This window comes from Streptomyces sp. NPDC036813 (assembly GCF_055609245.1).
Window position 1 is genome coordinate 54,761 of sequence record NZ_JBVJPV010000020.1, and the last position, 14,110, is coordinate 68,870.

At 71.3% G+C, this 14,110-nt stretch carries 9 protein-coding genes; 6 read left to right on the forward strand and 3 right to left on the reverse strand.

The window, feature by feature from the left end; genetic code table 11:
* The first annotated feature begins 121 nt into the window (after positions 1 to 121).
* Both ACZ67Q_RS33310 and hflX read left to right on the forward strand, forming a co-directional pair.
* Entirely contained in the window at positions 122 to 1,633 is a 1,512-nt protein-coding gene (locus ACZ67Q_RS33310; RefSeq protein WP_471189817.1) for a M1 family metallopeptidase, read from the forward strand.
* A gap of 123 nt (positions 1,634 to 1,756) precedes the next feature.
* Positions 1,757 to 3,250, forward strand: a complete 1,494-nt coding sequence (hflX, locus tag ACZ67Q_RS33315) for a GTPase HflX (protein ID WP_471189819.1) — start codon at positions 1,757 to 1,759, stop codon at positions 3,248 to 3,250.
* A gap of 100 nt (positions 3,251 to 3,350) precedes the next feature.
* Here the strand turns inward: hflX and ACZ67Q_RS33320 are convergent, their stop codons facing one another.
* Entirely contained in the window at positions 3,351 to 4,559 is a 1,209-nt protein-coding gene (locus ACZ67Q_RS33320; protein ID WP_471189821.1) for a trypsin-like serine peptidase, read from the reverse strand.
* 139 nt (positions 4,560 to 4,698) lie between these two features.
* Positions 4,699 to 5,928 carry a trypsin-like serine peptidase gene (locus ACZ67Q_RS33325; protein ID WP_471189823.1) on the reverse strand — a complete coding sequence of 410 codons (1,230 nt, stop codon included), beginning with the start codon at positions 5,926 to 5,928 and terminating at the stop codon, positions 4,699 to 4,701.
* 398 nt (positions 5,929 to 6,326) lie between these two features.
* Between ACZ67Q_RS33325 and ACZ67Q_RS33330 the strand changes: the two genes are divergently transcribed.
* From ACZ67Q_RS33330 to ACZ67Q_RS33345, 4 genes are all read left to right on the forward strand, one after another.
* Positions 6,327 to 7,796 (forward strand): diaminobutyrate--2-oxoglutarate transaminase family protein, encoded by a 1,470-nt coding sequence (locus ACZ67Q_RS33330; RefSeq protein ID WP_471189825.1) that lies wholly within the window; start codon positions 6,327 to 6,329, stop codon positions 7,794 to 7,796.
* Between the two features lie 53 nt (positions 7,797 to 7,849).
* Positions 7,850 to 9,901 (forward strand): IucA/IucC family protein, encoded by a 2,052-nt coding sequence (locus ACZ67Q_RS33335; protein WP_471189827.1) that lies wholly within the window; start codon positions 7,850 to 7,852, stop codon positions 9,899 to 9,901.
* Positions 9,902 to 10,027: 126 nt separating this feature from the next.
* Positions 10,028 to 10,831: a GNAT family N-acetyltransferase gene (locus ACZ67Q_RS33340; RefSeq protein WP_471189829.1), complete on the forward strand. Its 804-nt coding sequence runs from the start codon at positions 10,028 to 10,030 to the stop codon at positions 10,829 to 10,831.
* Positions 10,832 to 11,024: 193 nt separating this feature from the next.
* Entirely contained in the window at positions 11,025 to 13,085 is a 2,061-nt protein-coding gene (locus tag ACZ67Q_RS33345; RefSeq protein WP_471189831.1) for an ATP-dependent DNA helicase, read from the forward strand.
* 229 nt (positions 13,086 to 13,314) lie between these two features.
* On the opposite strand, the gene lexA is transcribed toward ACZ67Q_RS33345, so the two are convergent.
* Positions 13,315 to 14,094 carry a transcriptional repressor LexA gene (lexA, locus tag ACZ67Q_RS33350; protein ID WP_361625100.1) on the reverse strand — a complete coding sequence of 260 codons (780 nt, stop codon included), beginning with the start codon at positions 14,092 to 14,094 and terminating at the stop codon, positions 13,315 to 13,317.
* Positions 14,095 to 14,110: the final 16 nt, after the last annotated feature.

A 14,110-nucleotide genomic window follows, 5' to 3' on the forward strand; every position in this document is an offset into this window, starting at 1 on the left:
CCTGTCACCGTTGATCCGAGCCCCGCCCGCACCTCCGCCCGGCCATCGGCGTACCCCTCTTTCGGGTGGGCCGGGCGCGCGCCGTCGCCGCCACGCGCGCGTGCGCTGGTAGCGGTGTTCCATGCCGCGCACCCCCCGTACGAAGACCACTCGGCGCCTGAAGACGGCGCTGCTCGCCTCCGCCGTCTCCGTCTGCCTCGTCGCCGCGAGCGCTCCGGCCGCCCCGCTCGGCGTCGGCGACCGTCTCTTCCCCAACCTCGGCAACCCGGGGTACGACGTCGCGTCGTACGACCTGTCCCTGACCTATCCCGGCAGCAACGACAAGCCCCTCCAGATGGTCACCACCATCGACGCCTGGACCACCGGAGCCCTCGACACGCTGAACCTGGACTTCGCGCACGGCACGGTGTCCTCCGTCGAGGTCGATGGCCGTCCCGCCGCCTTCACCAAGGCCGGTGAGGACCTGGTCGTCACCCCGCAGCGACCGCTCGCGCCGGGCAGCTGGACGCGGATCACCGTCCGGCACACCAGTGACCCGAGGCCGGTCCAGGGCCGAGACGGCGGCTGGGTGCGCACGGCGGACGGCCTCGCCATGGCCAACCAGGCCGACGCCGCCCACCTGGTCTTCCCGTGCAACGACCACCCCTCCGACAAGGCGATGTTCACCTTCCGGGTGACCGCGCCCAACGGCTACACCGCCGTCGCGAACGGGTTGCCCACCACGGTCGACCGGGCGGGCGGGTCCACCACCTGGACGTACCGCACGCAGCACCCCATGGCCACCGAGCTGGCGCAGGTGTCCATCGGCCGCTCCAGCGTCCTGCACCGCGACGGTCCGCACGGCCTGCCCGTGCGGGACGTCGTGCCCAGCAAGGACCGCAAGGTCCTGGAGCCGTGGCTGAAGAAGACCCCGGACCAGATCGCCTGGCTGGAGACCAAGGTCGGGCGCTACCCGTTCGAGACGTACGGGCTGCTGATGGCCCAGGCCGCGACCGGTTTCGAGCTGGAGACGCAGACGCTCTCCCTCTTCGAGCGGGACCTGTTCACCGAGCCCGCCTACCCGGCCTGGTACGTCGAGTCGATCATGGTGCACGAGCTGTCCCACCAGTGGTTCGGCGACAGCGTCAGCCCCCGGACCTGGTCCGACGTCTGGCTCAACGAGGGGCACGCCACCTGGTACGAGGCGCTGTACGCCGAGGAGAAGGCGCACAAGCCGATGGAGGCACGCATGAAGGCCGCCTACGCCGCCTCCGACCGCTGGCGGGCGGCCGGCGGACCGCCCGCCGCCCCCAAGCCGCCGCAGCCCGGCCAGAAGATCGGCATCTTCCGGGCCAACATCTACGACGGGGCCGCGCTGGCCCTGTACGCCCTGCGCCAGGAGATCGGCCGGCCCGCCTTCGAGCGCCTGGAACGCGTCTGGGTGCAAAACCACCGGGACAGCACCGCGACCACCACCGACTTCATCCGTCTGGCCTCCGGCATCGCAGGCCGTGACCTGCGCGGATTCTTCGACGCCTGGCTGTACGGCACGAAGACTCCGCCGATGCCCGGGCACCCCGACTGGAAGTCGGCGGCGCCCGGGAAAGCAGGGGTGTCGCAGAAGACGGCGGACAGGAAGACAGCGGACAAATAAGCCGGTGACGAGACGGGCCGTTCCGTGCGAACATCGTCAGGTCACCGACGCGGGACCCGGGAATCTCCCGGGGTACTCGCGCGTTGTCACCAATGACGGCATCCCCATCGACGTAAGGACCCAATGACCTCCTCTTCTTCCTCTTCCCAGGCCACCAAGCGCCTCGCGCACACCTACCCCGAAGGACTTCGGGCCGATGCCCTGATGGAAGAGGACGTCGCCTGGAGCCACGAGATCGACGGAGACCGGGACGGCGAGCAGTACGACCGCTCCGAGCGCGCGGCTCTGCGCCGTGTGGCGGGCCTCTCCACCGAGCTCGAGGACGTCACCGAGGTCGAGTACCGCCAGCTTCGCCTGGAGCGGGTCGTGCTCGTCGGTGTCTGGACCTCGGGGACCGCAGACGACGCGGAGAACTCGCTGGCCGAGCTCGCCGCCCTCGCGGAGACTGCGGGTGCGCTCGTGCTCGACGGCGTCATCCAGCGCCGAGACAAGCCCGACGCGGCGACCTACATCGGTTCCGGCAAGGCCGACGAGCTGCGCGACATCGTCCTGGAGACGGGCGCCGACACCGTCATCTGCGACGGTGAGCTCAGCCCCGGTCAGCTCATCCACCTCGAGGACGTCGTCAAGGTCAAGGTCATCGACCGTACGGCCCTGATCCTCGACATCTTCGCCCAGCACGCCAAGTCCCGCGAGGGCAAGGCGCAGGTCGCGCTCGCGCAGATGCAGTACATGCTGCCGCGGCTGCGCGGCTGGGGTCAGTCGCTGTCCCGTCAGATGGGCGGCGGCAAGGGCGGCGGCCTCGCCACCCGTGGTCCCGGTGAGACCAAGATCGAGACGGACCGGCGGCGGATCCGCGAGAAGATGGCGAAGATGCGCCGGGAGATCGCGGAGATGAAGACCGGCCGCGAGATCAAGCGCCAGGAACGCAAGCGCCACAAGGTGCCGTCCGTCGCCATCGCGGGCTACACCAACGCCGGCAAGTCCTCCCTGCTCAACCGCCTCACCGGCGCGGGCGTCCTGGTCGAGAACGCGCTGTTCGCGACCCTGGACCCGACCGTGCGCCGGGCGCAGACCCCGAGCGGCCGGCTCTACACACTGGCCGACACCGTGGGCTTTGTTCGCCATCTGCCCCACCACCTGGTCGAGGCGTTCCGCTCCACCATGGAGGAGGTCGGCGAGTCCGACCTGATCCTTCACGTGGTGGACGGTTCGCACCCGAACCCGGAGGAGCAGCTGGCAGCGGTCCGCGAGGTGATCCGGGACGTCGGCGCCACCGACGTACCCGAGATCGTCGTGGTCAACAAGGCGGACGCGGCGGACCCGCTGGTGCTCCAGCGGCTGCTGCGGGTGGAGAAGCACTCCATCGCCGTCTCGGCGCGCACCGGTCAGAACATCGCCCAGCTGCTCGCCATGATCGACGCGGAACTGCCCCGGCCGTCCGTCGAGATCGAGGTGCTCGTGCCCTACACCCACGGCAAGCTGGTCGCCCGCGCCCATGACGAGGGCGAGGTGATCTCCGAGGAGCACACCGCGGAGGGCACCCTGCTCAAGGTGCGGGTGCACGAGGAACTGGCCGCCGACCTCGCGCCGTACGTCCCGGCGCCCGCGGCCTGAGCACAGGCCGCCGCGTCATGAGTGACGCGGACGTGTGACGCCCGAAGGCCCGCCCCCTGCGAGGGGGCGGGCCTTCGCCGTGTTCCGGTGTGCCGACGTCTCACTGACCGCCGTACGTCCTGCTCATGTTCTGGTACAGCGCCTCGGCCTCCGGGCCCAGCTGCGGGCCGGCCAGCCAGGTGTTGTCCGTCGGGCCGATGGAGGTGTTCGACACCAGCTTGGTGGTGCCGTCGACCACCCGGAACCAGCCGCCGCCGGAGCTGCCGCCGGTCATCGTGCAGCCGATGCGGTACATGTTCGGCAGCGACGGCGACAGCGAGAAACGCCCGGGCCGGTCGAGGCACTTGAACATCTTCAGACCGTTGTACGGCGGCGCCGCCGGATAACCCCAGGCGCCCATCGTGCCCGCCTGCCGCGCGGACGGCGCGGAGAAGTCCACGTCGAGCGCGTTACCGACCGTCTCCTCCAGGGACTTGGTGCCCCGCTCCGGCTTCACATGCAGCACCGAGTAGTCGTACGCGGCACCCGCGCCGCCCGTCTCCGAGCCGCCCTGGATCCACTGGTTGGAGGTGGAGGCCCAGTCCGCCCACCAGGCGCCGTACGGAGCGACCTCCTGCGCGGGGGCGTTCGCCAGCTGCGCCTCGGACTTGCCGAGGTCGTTGTACGACGGCACGAAGGCGATGTTGCGGTACCAGCCGCCGTTGCCGCCGGCGTGCACACAGTGGCCCGCCGTCCACACCAGGTTGGACTTGCCCGGGTGGTTCACATCCTTGATCACCGTGCCCGAGCAGACCATCGAGCCCTCGGGCGAGTCGAAGAAGACCTTGCCGACCGGCGCCGCGTTGTCGTGGTAGGGCAGCTTCTCCGGCTCGGCCTGCACCGGTGCCGGCTCCGGGTCGCTGACGCCCTGCTCACCCGGAGCGTCCTTGGCGGTGACCGTCTTGTCGGCCTCCTTCGCGGACTTCATCCGCTCCGGCTTCCACAGGCCCTGGATCACCGGGTTGACGAAGTCCTTGGCCTCACTGAGCCACTTGTCCTTGTCCCAGTTCTTCCAGCCGCCGTTCTTCCACTGGTCGACGTCTATGCCGTGCTTCTTGAGCTTGTCGGCCAGATCGGCCGGGACCTTGACCTGGCCCGGGTCCGAGGCCTGGGAGGCGCCCGCGCCGGACGTGCCGCTCGCCTTGTCGTCATCGGAACCGTTGCAGGCGGTCGCCGTGAGCGCCAGGGCCGCGACGACGCCGACCGCTGCGAGTGCCGTGCGGCGACGCCGGCCGCGTGGCGTCGTGGTGGGTGCTGACGTGGAACGCATGGTGCGTGTACCCCCGTTGATGTGCTTCGTTGAGCTGATGTGAGTGGAGCGTTGTCATCATGCACGGACGGATGAGGGCGAACGGCGGCGAGATCGTGAAGGTTCCCGTGGGACGCCGCCGTGCACCCTCAGCGGGCGGTTACCGGCCGGCGTACTTCTTGCTCACCGCGTCGTACACGCCCTTGGCCACCTTGCCCAGCCGCGGACCGGCCAGCCAGCCGGCCGTCACCGGGCCGATCGAGGTGTTGGACACCAGCGCGGGCTTGCCGTCCGAGCCCTGCGCGACCCAGCCACCGCCGGAGGAACCGCCGGTCATGGTGCAGCCGATGCGGTACATGGTCGGGTCCGTGGTGTTCAGGGACAGCCGCCCGGGCTTGTCCTGGCACTGGTACAGCTTCTGCCCGTCGTACGGCTTGGCCGCCGGGTAACCGGTCGCCGTCAGGCTCTCGATCTTCGCCACGGCCGGGGCGTCGAAGTCGACCGGCAGCGCCGAACCGACCGTCTCCTCCAGCGACTTGCCGCCGTTGCCCTCCTCCGGCGTCACATGGATCACCGCGTAGTCGTACGACGCCCCGTCACCGCCGGTCTCGCCGCCCTGCTCGATCCACTGGTCCGAGGTCTGCGCCCAGTCACCCCACCACACGCCGTACGGAGCGACCTGCTCCCGGGTGGCGTTCTGCAGCTGGGCGACCGACTTGCCGGAGTCGTTGTACGACGGCACGAAGGCGATGTTGCGGTACCAGCCGCCCTTCTTTCCCGCGTGGACGCAGTGCCCGGCCGTCCACACCAGGTTGGACTTGCCCGGGTGGGCCGGGTCCTTCACCACCGTCGCCGAGCAGACCATCGTGCCCTCGGGCGAGTCGAAGAAGACCTTGCCGGCCTCGGGCGCGCTGGCGTGGTACTTCGGCGAGACACCCTTGGCCTGCACGGGCGCCGGAGTCGGGTCGGTGACGCCCTGGTCACCGGAGAGGTCGTTGTCGTCGACACCCCGGTCGGGGTCCTCGGCGTCCCGCATCCGGTCCGGGTCCCACAGGCCCTTGATGATCGGGTTGATGAAGTCCTGCGCCTCGCGCAGCCACTGGTCTCTGTCCCAGTTCTTCCAGGCGCCGTTCTTCCACTTGTCGAGATCGATCCCGTGCTCCTTGAGCCGGTTCTTCAGATCGTCCGGGATCTTGATCTTCGTGTCGCCGGCCGCGGAGGCGGTCGCGGCCGCAGTGGGCCGGCCGTCGGCGTTGTCGTCGCCGCCCTCACAGGCGGTCGCGGTGAGGGCCAGCGCCGAGACGAGGGCCAGCGCGGCCAGCCTGGGGGATGCTCCGCGGCGTGCGCCTCCCTCCCGGCGAACGGTGAACGACGGCCGTATGGATCGCATGCTGCTGACTCCCCCTGGGATGGACGTACTGCCGCCGTGGCACTGCACCTCTTTGCTGCTCGGGGCGTGCGCACGGCGTCCGGAACGGGATCACACACTATGCGCTCGCTGTGGGGGACTTCCGGTGGAACGGCAACGGTTCGGCTACAGACGGTCAACGGGGGCACGCCGTCAGACCGGGGCCGCGACGTCTTCCTCGGGCAGTTGCGGCTTCCGCGGTGTGCAGCGACATCGGCGGGGTGCCGCGCCACCCGTAACCAGTGCGGCGGTGCGCTGTTGGTAGCGGTGGGGCCCGGGGCTGCGGTGTGCCGCCGTCCGGCTCCGGCATACCGGGTGAGGGGGCGGGACACAGCCTGTGAGCGACAACTCGCCTCCGGTTGGCGGGAGGAGAGCAAGCCGTGGGCGTCACCGAGGGGATCCTGCGACGGCAGGCGGCACGCGAGTCGGCGGCACGCACCTATGCGCGTGCCCTGCCGATCGTGCCGGTACGGGCCCGCGGCCTCACCATCGAGGGGGCCGACGGACGCCGTTACCTCGACTGCCTGTCCGGCGCCGGGACGCTCGCCCTCGGCCACAACCACCCCGTAGTCCTGGAGGCGATCCGGGACGTCCTCGACTCCGGCGCTCCGCTGCACGCGCTCGACCTCGCCACCCCCGTCAAGGACGCCTTCGTCACCGAGCTGCTCGGCACCCTGCCGCCCGGCCTCGCGGGCCGTGCCCGTGTCCAGTTCTGCGGACCGGCCGGGACCGACGCCGTGGAAGCCGCGCTCAAACTCGTCCGCACCGCGACCGGCCGCGCCGGAATCCTCACCTTCGCCGGCGCCTACCACGGCATGACCACAGGGGCCCAGGAAGTCTCCGGCCACGCCACGGACCCGACCGGCCACGGCGCCCGCGTGACCCGTCTGCCGTATCCGCAGGACTACCGCTGTCCCTTCGGCGTCGGTGGGGAGGCGGGCGCCGAACTCGCCGCCCGCTGGGCCGAGTCCATGCTCGACGACCCCAAGTCCGGCGTCCCGGACCCCGCCGGGCTGATCGTCGAACCCGTCCAGGGTGAGGGCGGTGTCATCCCCGCGCCCGACACCTGGCTGCGGCGCGTCCGCGAGATCACCGCCGCCCGGTCCATCCCGCTCATCGCCGACGAGGTCCAGACCGGGGTCGGCCGCACCGGCGCCTTCTGGGCCGTGGAGCACAGCGGCATCACCCCCGACGTCATGGTCCTGTCCAAGGCCATCGGCGGCAGCCTCCCCCTGGCCGTCGTGGTGTATCGCGACGACCTCGACGTCTGGCAACCCGGCGCCCACGCCGGCACCTTCCGCGGCAACCAGCTCGCCATGGCCGCGGGCACGGCGACCCTCGCCTACGTCCGCCGCCACGGCCTCGCCGAACGCGCGGCCATCCTGGGCTCCCGGATGCTGACCCACCTTCGGCAGCTCGGCGAGGAGTTCGCCTGCGTGGGGGACGTGCGGGGGCGGGGGCTGATGATCGGGATGGAGATGGTCGAGCCGGAGGCGGACGTCGTGCCGAGCGGCGCCGTGCCGGACACGTCGGGCGGGGGCGGACTCGCGCCGGAAGACATCCCCCACCCCCGCACGGAATCCGCCCGGCGCCCTCTCCCGGCATCCCCTCGGCTTGCCGCCGCCGTCCAGCGCGAGTGCCTGCACCGCGGACTGATCGTCGAACTCGGTGGCCGGCACGCGAGCGTCGTCCGGCTGCTCCCACCCCTGACGATCACCGACGAACAGGCCGCCGCGGTCCTCGACCGGCTCGCCGACGCGGTGGCGGCAGCCGCCCGTACGGCCTCGAACGCCCAGGAGCGCGACCAGTACAGCGAGCAGCGCGGCGCACGCAGCCCACAGACGGGCTGACCGTCCTGCCGCAGCGAGCACCCCCTCACCGCACGACGTCACGAGGAACCCCCTTGAACCCCAACTCCGCCTCCGCCCCGAACTCCATCTCGGCCTCCTCCTCGAGCTCCACCTCCGACTCCGCCGCCGCCATCCCAGAGCCGCTCACCCCGGCCGTCCCCGCCGCCGCGTCCGTCCCCCAGCAAGGAGGGCCGTGGCGCGAGCGGGGGCCGCACGGATACCAGCACGGCACCCCCGGGCCGACGGCGAACGCCGGCAGCACGCGAGCGATCACCGACACGCCCCGTCCGGTGCCCTCGGGCGCGCACGCCCCGCAGCACCGCGCCCACCCCTTCGACGACGCGCAGCCCCAGCCCGAGCCGGCGGATCCCGTGGCCCGCCCCGATCCCCACACGGCGGCTCAGGCCGCGGCGGTGGAGAACCTCCTCCGCTGCTGGGTCCGCGAGACCGGCGTCACCGCCCCCACCGGAGCGACCCTGCGCATCCCGCTGCCGGCCACCGGCACGGCGCTGCTTGTCCCCGTCCACCACTGGTCCCCGACCGGCTGGCACCGCTTCGGCCCGCCCAGGCCGGCCGGCGCCCCCGAATCGTGCCCGCCGGCCGACGCCGTCACCGTCGCCGCCCTGCTCGCCCGGGAGAGCCACACCACCGGCCGCACCGCCGAAGCCGACGCCACCGACCTGGTCGCCCGGGTCGTGGACTCCGTGCGCCGCACCACCTCCTTCGTCAGCGAACGCCGCGCGCGTCCCGCCGACGGGCCGGATCTGTTTCTCTCCGCCGAGCAGGCCCTGACGCTGGGCCATCCGCTGCATCCGACCCCGAAGAGCCGTGAAGGCCTGTCGGAGGCGGAAACCCGGCTCTACTCACCCGAGTTGCATGGTTCCTTTCCGCTCCACTGGATCGCCGTCGCCCCTTCCGTGCTCGCCACCGACTCCGCCTGGACCGAGCGCGGCCGGGTGATCCCCGCCGACCGACTCACCGCCCGGCTCGCCGGCCCCGCCGTGCCGTTGCCCGACGGTTACGCGGCCCTGCCGGTGCACCCCTGGCAGCTCCGGGAAGTCCGCCAACGACCCGAAGCCGCCGTCCTGTTCGACTCCGGCCTGCTGCGCGACCTCGGCCCCCACGGTCCCGCGTGGCACCCCACCTCCTCCGTCCGCACCCTGTACCGATCCGGCGCCCCCGCCATGCTCAAGCTGTCCCTGGGGCTGCGCATCACCAACTCCCGCCGGGAGAACCTCCGCAAGGAACTCCACCGTGGCGTGGAGGTTCACCGGCTGCTGCGCTCGGGACTCGCCGGCCGGTGGCATGCCGCGCACCCCGCCTTCGACATCGTCCGCGACCCCGCGTGGCTCGCCGTCGACGACCAGGCCGGCCGCCCGGTCACCGGACTCGACGTGGTGATCCGGCACAACCCGTTCGCGCCCTCGGATGACGTCTCATGCATCGCGGGGCTCGTCGCTCTCCGGCCGTCCGCCGGCTCAGCACCGGGCTCCCGCCTGGCCGATGTGGTCACGCGCCTGGCTCACCGAACCGGACGCCCACGAGTGGCCATCGCCGCCGAGTGGTTCCTGCGCTACCTGGAACACGTCGTCCGCCCCGTCCTGTGGCTCGACGGCGAGGCCGGTGTCGCGCTGGAAGCCCACCAGCAGAACACGCTGCTCCTGCTGGACTCCGACGGCTGGCCCGCCGGCGGTCGCTACCGGGACAACCAGGGCTACTACTTCCGCGAGTCCCGCCGCGCCGCACTCGACACCCTGCTCCCCGGCATCGGCGCGAACAGCGACAGCTTCGTCACCGACGACGTGACCGACGAGCGCTTCACCTACTACCTCGCGATCAACAACGTGTTCGGCCTGATCGGTGCGTTCGGCTCGCAGCGCCTCGCCGACGAACGACTGCTGCTCGCCGCCTTCCGCCGCTTCCTCGACGCTGCCGCATCCGGCCCCTCACGGCTGCGCAGCTCGCTGCCCGGCCGGCTTCTCGACTCACCCACCCTGCGCTGCAAGGCCAACCTGCTCACCCGGCTGCACGGACTGGACGAACTCGTCGGTCCGGTGGACACCCAGTCCGTCTACGTCACCATCGCCAACCCCCTTCGCTGCTGAAATAACGACCCTCGCCGCCTGCACATCGCCCCCGCACTCTTCGCCTCTGAAGTCCGGCACCGTCTGCCGTCTGCCGTCTGCCGCCTTCCGTTTTCTGCTCCCTGATCCTCTGAGAGGAGAGCCGCCGTGGCTCCCACCGACTCCCTTGTGACCGGTACTGCCGACTCCGAGGACACCCTCGACCTCCACCTCCCCGCCGACTTCCTCGCGCTGCGCGCCGCCGGGGAGCCCGCGGCCGGGCAGGACCCCGGGGCCGCGCGGGACGCCGAGGATGCGCAGGACGACGAGATCGCGTGGGACGCCGAGGTCGTGCCGCACTCCTCGCCGCTGTGGAGTACCGCTTCCTCGCTGCTCGGCGGTGACCTGCTCGACCAGGTGGCGGAGTGGGGAGCGACCACCACGGCCGCGGGGAAATTCCAGCTGCTCCCCGTCCGTCCCGCCCGGGACGTACCGCTCATCAGCCGGTGGATGAACGACCCCGCGGTCGCGGCGTTCTGGGAACTGGCCGGTCCGGCCGACGTGACGGAGGCACACCTGGCCGCACAGCTGATCAGCGACGGGCGCAGCGTGCCCTGCCTCGGCGTCCTGGACGGCACGCCGATGAGCTACTGGGAGCTCTACCGGGCCGACCTCGACCCGCTGGCCCGGCACTATCCCGCCCGCCCTCACGACACCGGTATCCACCTTCTCCTCGGCGGTGTCGCCGATCGTGGGCGCGGGGTCGGCAGCGTTCTGCTGAGAGCCGTGGCCGACCTGGTCCTCGACCGGCGTCCGGCCTGCACTCGTGTCGTCGCGGAACCCGATGTACGCAATGTCCCCTCCCTCGCCGCGTTCCTCAACGCTGGTTTCCGGTTCTCCGCCGAGGTGGACCTGCCCGGGAAGCGGGCCGCGCTCATGATCCGGGATCGGTCCCTGCGGAGCCTGTTGTGACGCTGTGTAGTAGCACTGTCACACGGAGAACGTCCCTCTCGGCTCGTTGGTTCCCGCCCTGCGCCGTCTTCTTCATCCGCAAGCGCCCACGCCTTCATCGCCTTCGTCAGGAATCGCCCACGCCCTTGATCCCGTCTCCCGTCTCCACCGCGATCCGTCGTTTGTCAGTGCCGAGCCGTAGGGTGGTCGCGCTATGACGAAGCCCTCACTTCCCGAACTCCTGCACGCCGCGGTCGCTGCCGTCGGCGGCACGGAGCGTCCCGGCCAGGTGGCCATGGCCCAAGCCGTCGCCGAGGCGATCGACGACAGCTCGCATCTGCTGGTCCAGGCCGGCACCGGTACGGGAAAGTCGCTGGGCTATCTCGTGCCCGCGCTCGCGCACGGCGAGCGGGTCGTCGTCGCGACCGCCACCCTCGCCCTGCAGCGTCAGCTCGTGGAGCGCGATCTGCCCCGCACCGTGGACTCACTGCATCCGCTGCTGCGCCGCCGCCCGGAGTTCGCCATGCTCAAGGGCCGGTCGAACTACCTGTGCCTGCACCGCCTGCACGAGGGCGTTCCCCAGGACGAGGAGGAGGGCCTCTTCGACCAGTTCGAGGCCGCGGCGCCGACCAGCAAGCTGGGCCAGGACCTGCTGCGCCTGCGGGACTGGGCCGACGAGACCGAAAGTGGCGACCGGGACGATCTCACCCCGGGCGTCTCAGACCGGGCCTGGGCACAGGTGTCGGTCTCCTCACGGGAGTGTCTGGGCGCCACCAAGTGCGCCTACGGTGCCGAGTGCTTCGCCGAGATGGCCCGCGAGCGCGCCAAGCTCGCGGAGGTCGTCGTCACCAACCACGCGCTGCTCGCGATCGACGCCATCGAGGGCGCTCCCGTGCTGCCGCAGCACGAGGTGCTGATCGTCGACGAGGCGCACGAGCTGGTCTCCCGGGTCACCGGCGTCGCCACCGGCGAGCTCACGCCGGGCCAGGTCAACCGTGCGGTGCGCCGCGCCGCGAAGCTTGTGAACGAGAAGGCCGCCGATCAGCTGCTGACCGCCGCGGAGGGCTTCGAGCGGCTGATGGAGCTGGCGCTGCCGGGTCGCCTGGAGGAGATCCCGGAGGACCTCGGATACGCCCTCATGGCGCTGCGCGACGCGGCGCGCACGGTGATCTCCGCGATGGGCTCCACACGCGACAAGTCCGTCCAGGACGAGGACGCGGTCCGCAAACAGGCGCTCGCGTCGGTGGAGAACGTTCACGACGTGGCGGAGCGCATCGTCAACGGTTCCGAGTGGGACGTCGTCTGGTACGAGCGGCACGACCGCTTCGGCGCCTCCCTGCGTGTCGCTCCCATGTCTGTGTCCGGGCTGCTGAGGGAGAAGCTGTTCGCCGATCGGTCGGTGATCCTCACCTCCGCGACGCTGAAGCTGGGCGGCGACTTCAACGGCGTGGGCGCCTCGCTGGGACTCGCTCCCGAAGGCACGGAGGGCGACGACGTCCCGCAGTGGAAGGGCGTCGACGTCGGCTCGCCGTTCGACTACCGCAAGCAGGGCATCCTGTACGTCGCCAAGCATCTGTCGCGTCCCGCACGCGACGGCGACCGCGCCGACATGCTGGACGAGCTGACCGAGCTGATCCAGGCCGCCGGTGGCCGCACCCTCGGCCTGTTCTCCTCGATGCGGGCCGCTCAGCTGGCTGCCGAGGAGCTGCGCGGCCGGATCCCGGAGTTCCCGATCCTGCTGCAGGGCGAGGAGACCCTGGGTGAGCTGATCAAGAACTTCGCCGCCGACCCGAAGACATGCCTGTTCGGCACGCTCTCCCTGTGGCAGGGAGTCGACGTTCCGGGCCCGAGCTGTCAGCTGGTCGTCATGGACAAGATCCCGTTCCCCCGTCCGGACGATCCTTTGATGAGCGCCCGCCAGAAGGCCGTCGAGGAGGCCGGAGGCAATGGCTTCATGGCGGTCGCGGCCACCCATGCGGCACTGCTGATGGCCCAGGGCGCCGGCCGCCTCGTGCGCGCCTCGGGCGACCGCGGGGTGGTCGCCGTACTGGACCAGCGCCTGGCGACGGCCCGCTACGGCAGCTATCTGAAGGCGTCCATGCCCGACTTCTGGTACACGACTGACCGCAACCAGGTCCGAAGGTCGCTGGCGGCCATCGATGCGGCCGCGAAGCAAGCGGAGACGGTCGGCTCGGAGGCTGAGACGGCAAGCTCCGACGCCGAGACGGCGAGCGGGCCGGCTGAGACGGCGAGCAAGCAGCCAGAGGCGGTGTGAGCGCGGGGGCGTCGAGCTGCGTGTGCGCACAGGCCGCGACCGCTTGAGCATGCGGTCCGCGGCCGCGTGTGCAAGGTGCCCTGAACGTGGTCGTATCAGGGCAGCACAAGGGCCCCGGAACCGGCGCAGAGGTCCCGGGGCCCAGTCAGGGAGCGGCGGGTCGGCGATGCCCGCCTGGCTGCGGTGCGGCGTCGACGCGGCCGTATCGGAGTGTCTGCCGCAGCTGCGCTCAGACGCGGCGCAGAACGGCCACCACCTTGCCGAGGATGGTCGCGTCGTCACCGGGGATCGGCTCGTACGCGGAGTTGTGCGGGAGGAGCCAGACGTGGCCGTCCTCGCGCTTGAAGCGCTTGACCGTGGCTTCGCCGTCGAGCATGGCGGCCACGATGTCGCCGTTCTCCGCGACGGGCTGGCGACGCACGGTGACCCAGTCTCCGTCGCAGATGGCCGCCTCGATCATCGAGTCACCGACGACCTTGAGCACGAACAGCTCACCGTCGCCGACGAGCTGCCGCGGCAGGGGGAACACGTCCTCGACGGATTCCTCGGCGAGGATGGGGCCACCGGCGGCGATCCGGCCCACCAGCGGGACGTACGACGCGGCCGGCTTGCCCGCGGTGTCCGTCGGCTGGATCGGGGCCGCCTGGTCGGAGCCGCGGACCTCATAGGCGCGCGGGCGGTGCGGGTCGCGGCGCAGGAAGCCCTTGCGCTCCAGTGCCATCAGCTGGTGAGCGACGGAGGACGTGCTGGACAGGCCGACCGCCTGGCCGATCTCCCGCATCGACGGCGGGTAGCCTCGGCGCTGCACGGAGTCCCGGATGACCTCGATCACCCGGCGCTGGCGATCGGTGAGCCCCGAGCTGTCGGCCCGGATGCCTGGAGGTCGCCCCGGCAGGGAGCGCTTGGGCCCCTCGGGGTTCACGGATTCGTTCATCACATGCACCGGCTCGAGTCGGCCCTGGGAGCGGTCCTGGGCGGTGATGGTGGCGCTGTCTGCGGTGGTGGTCACGTCGGCCCCTCTCGGT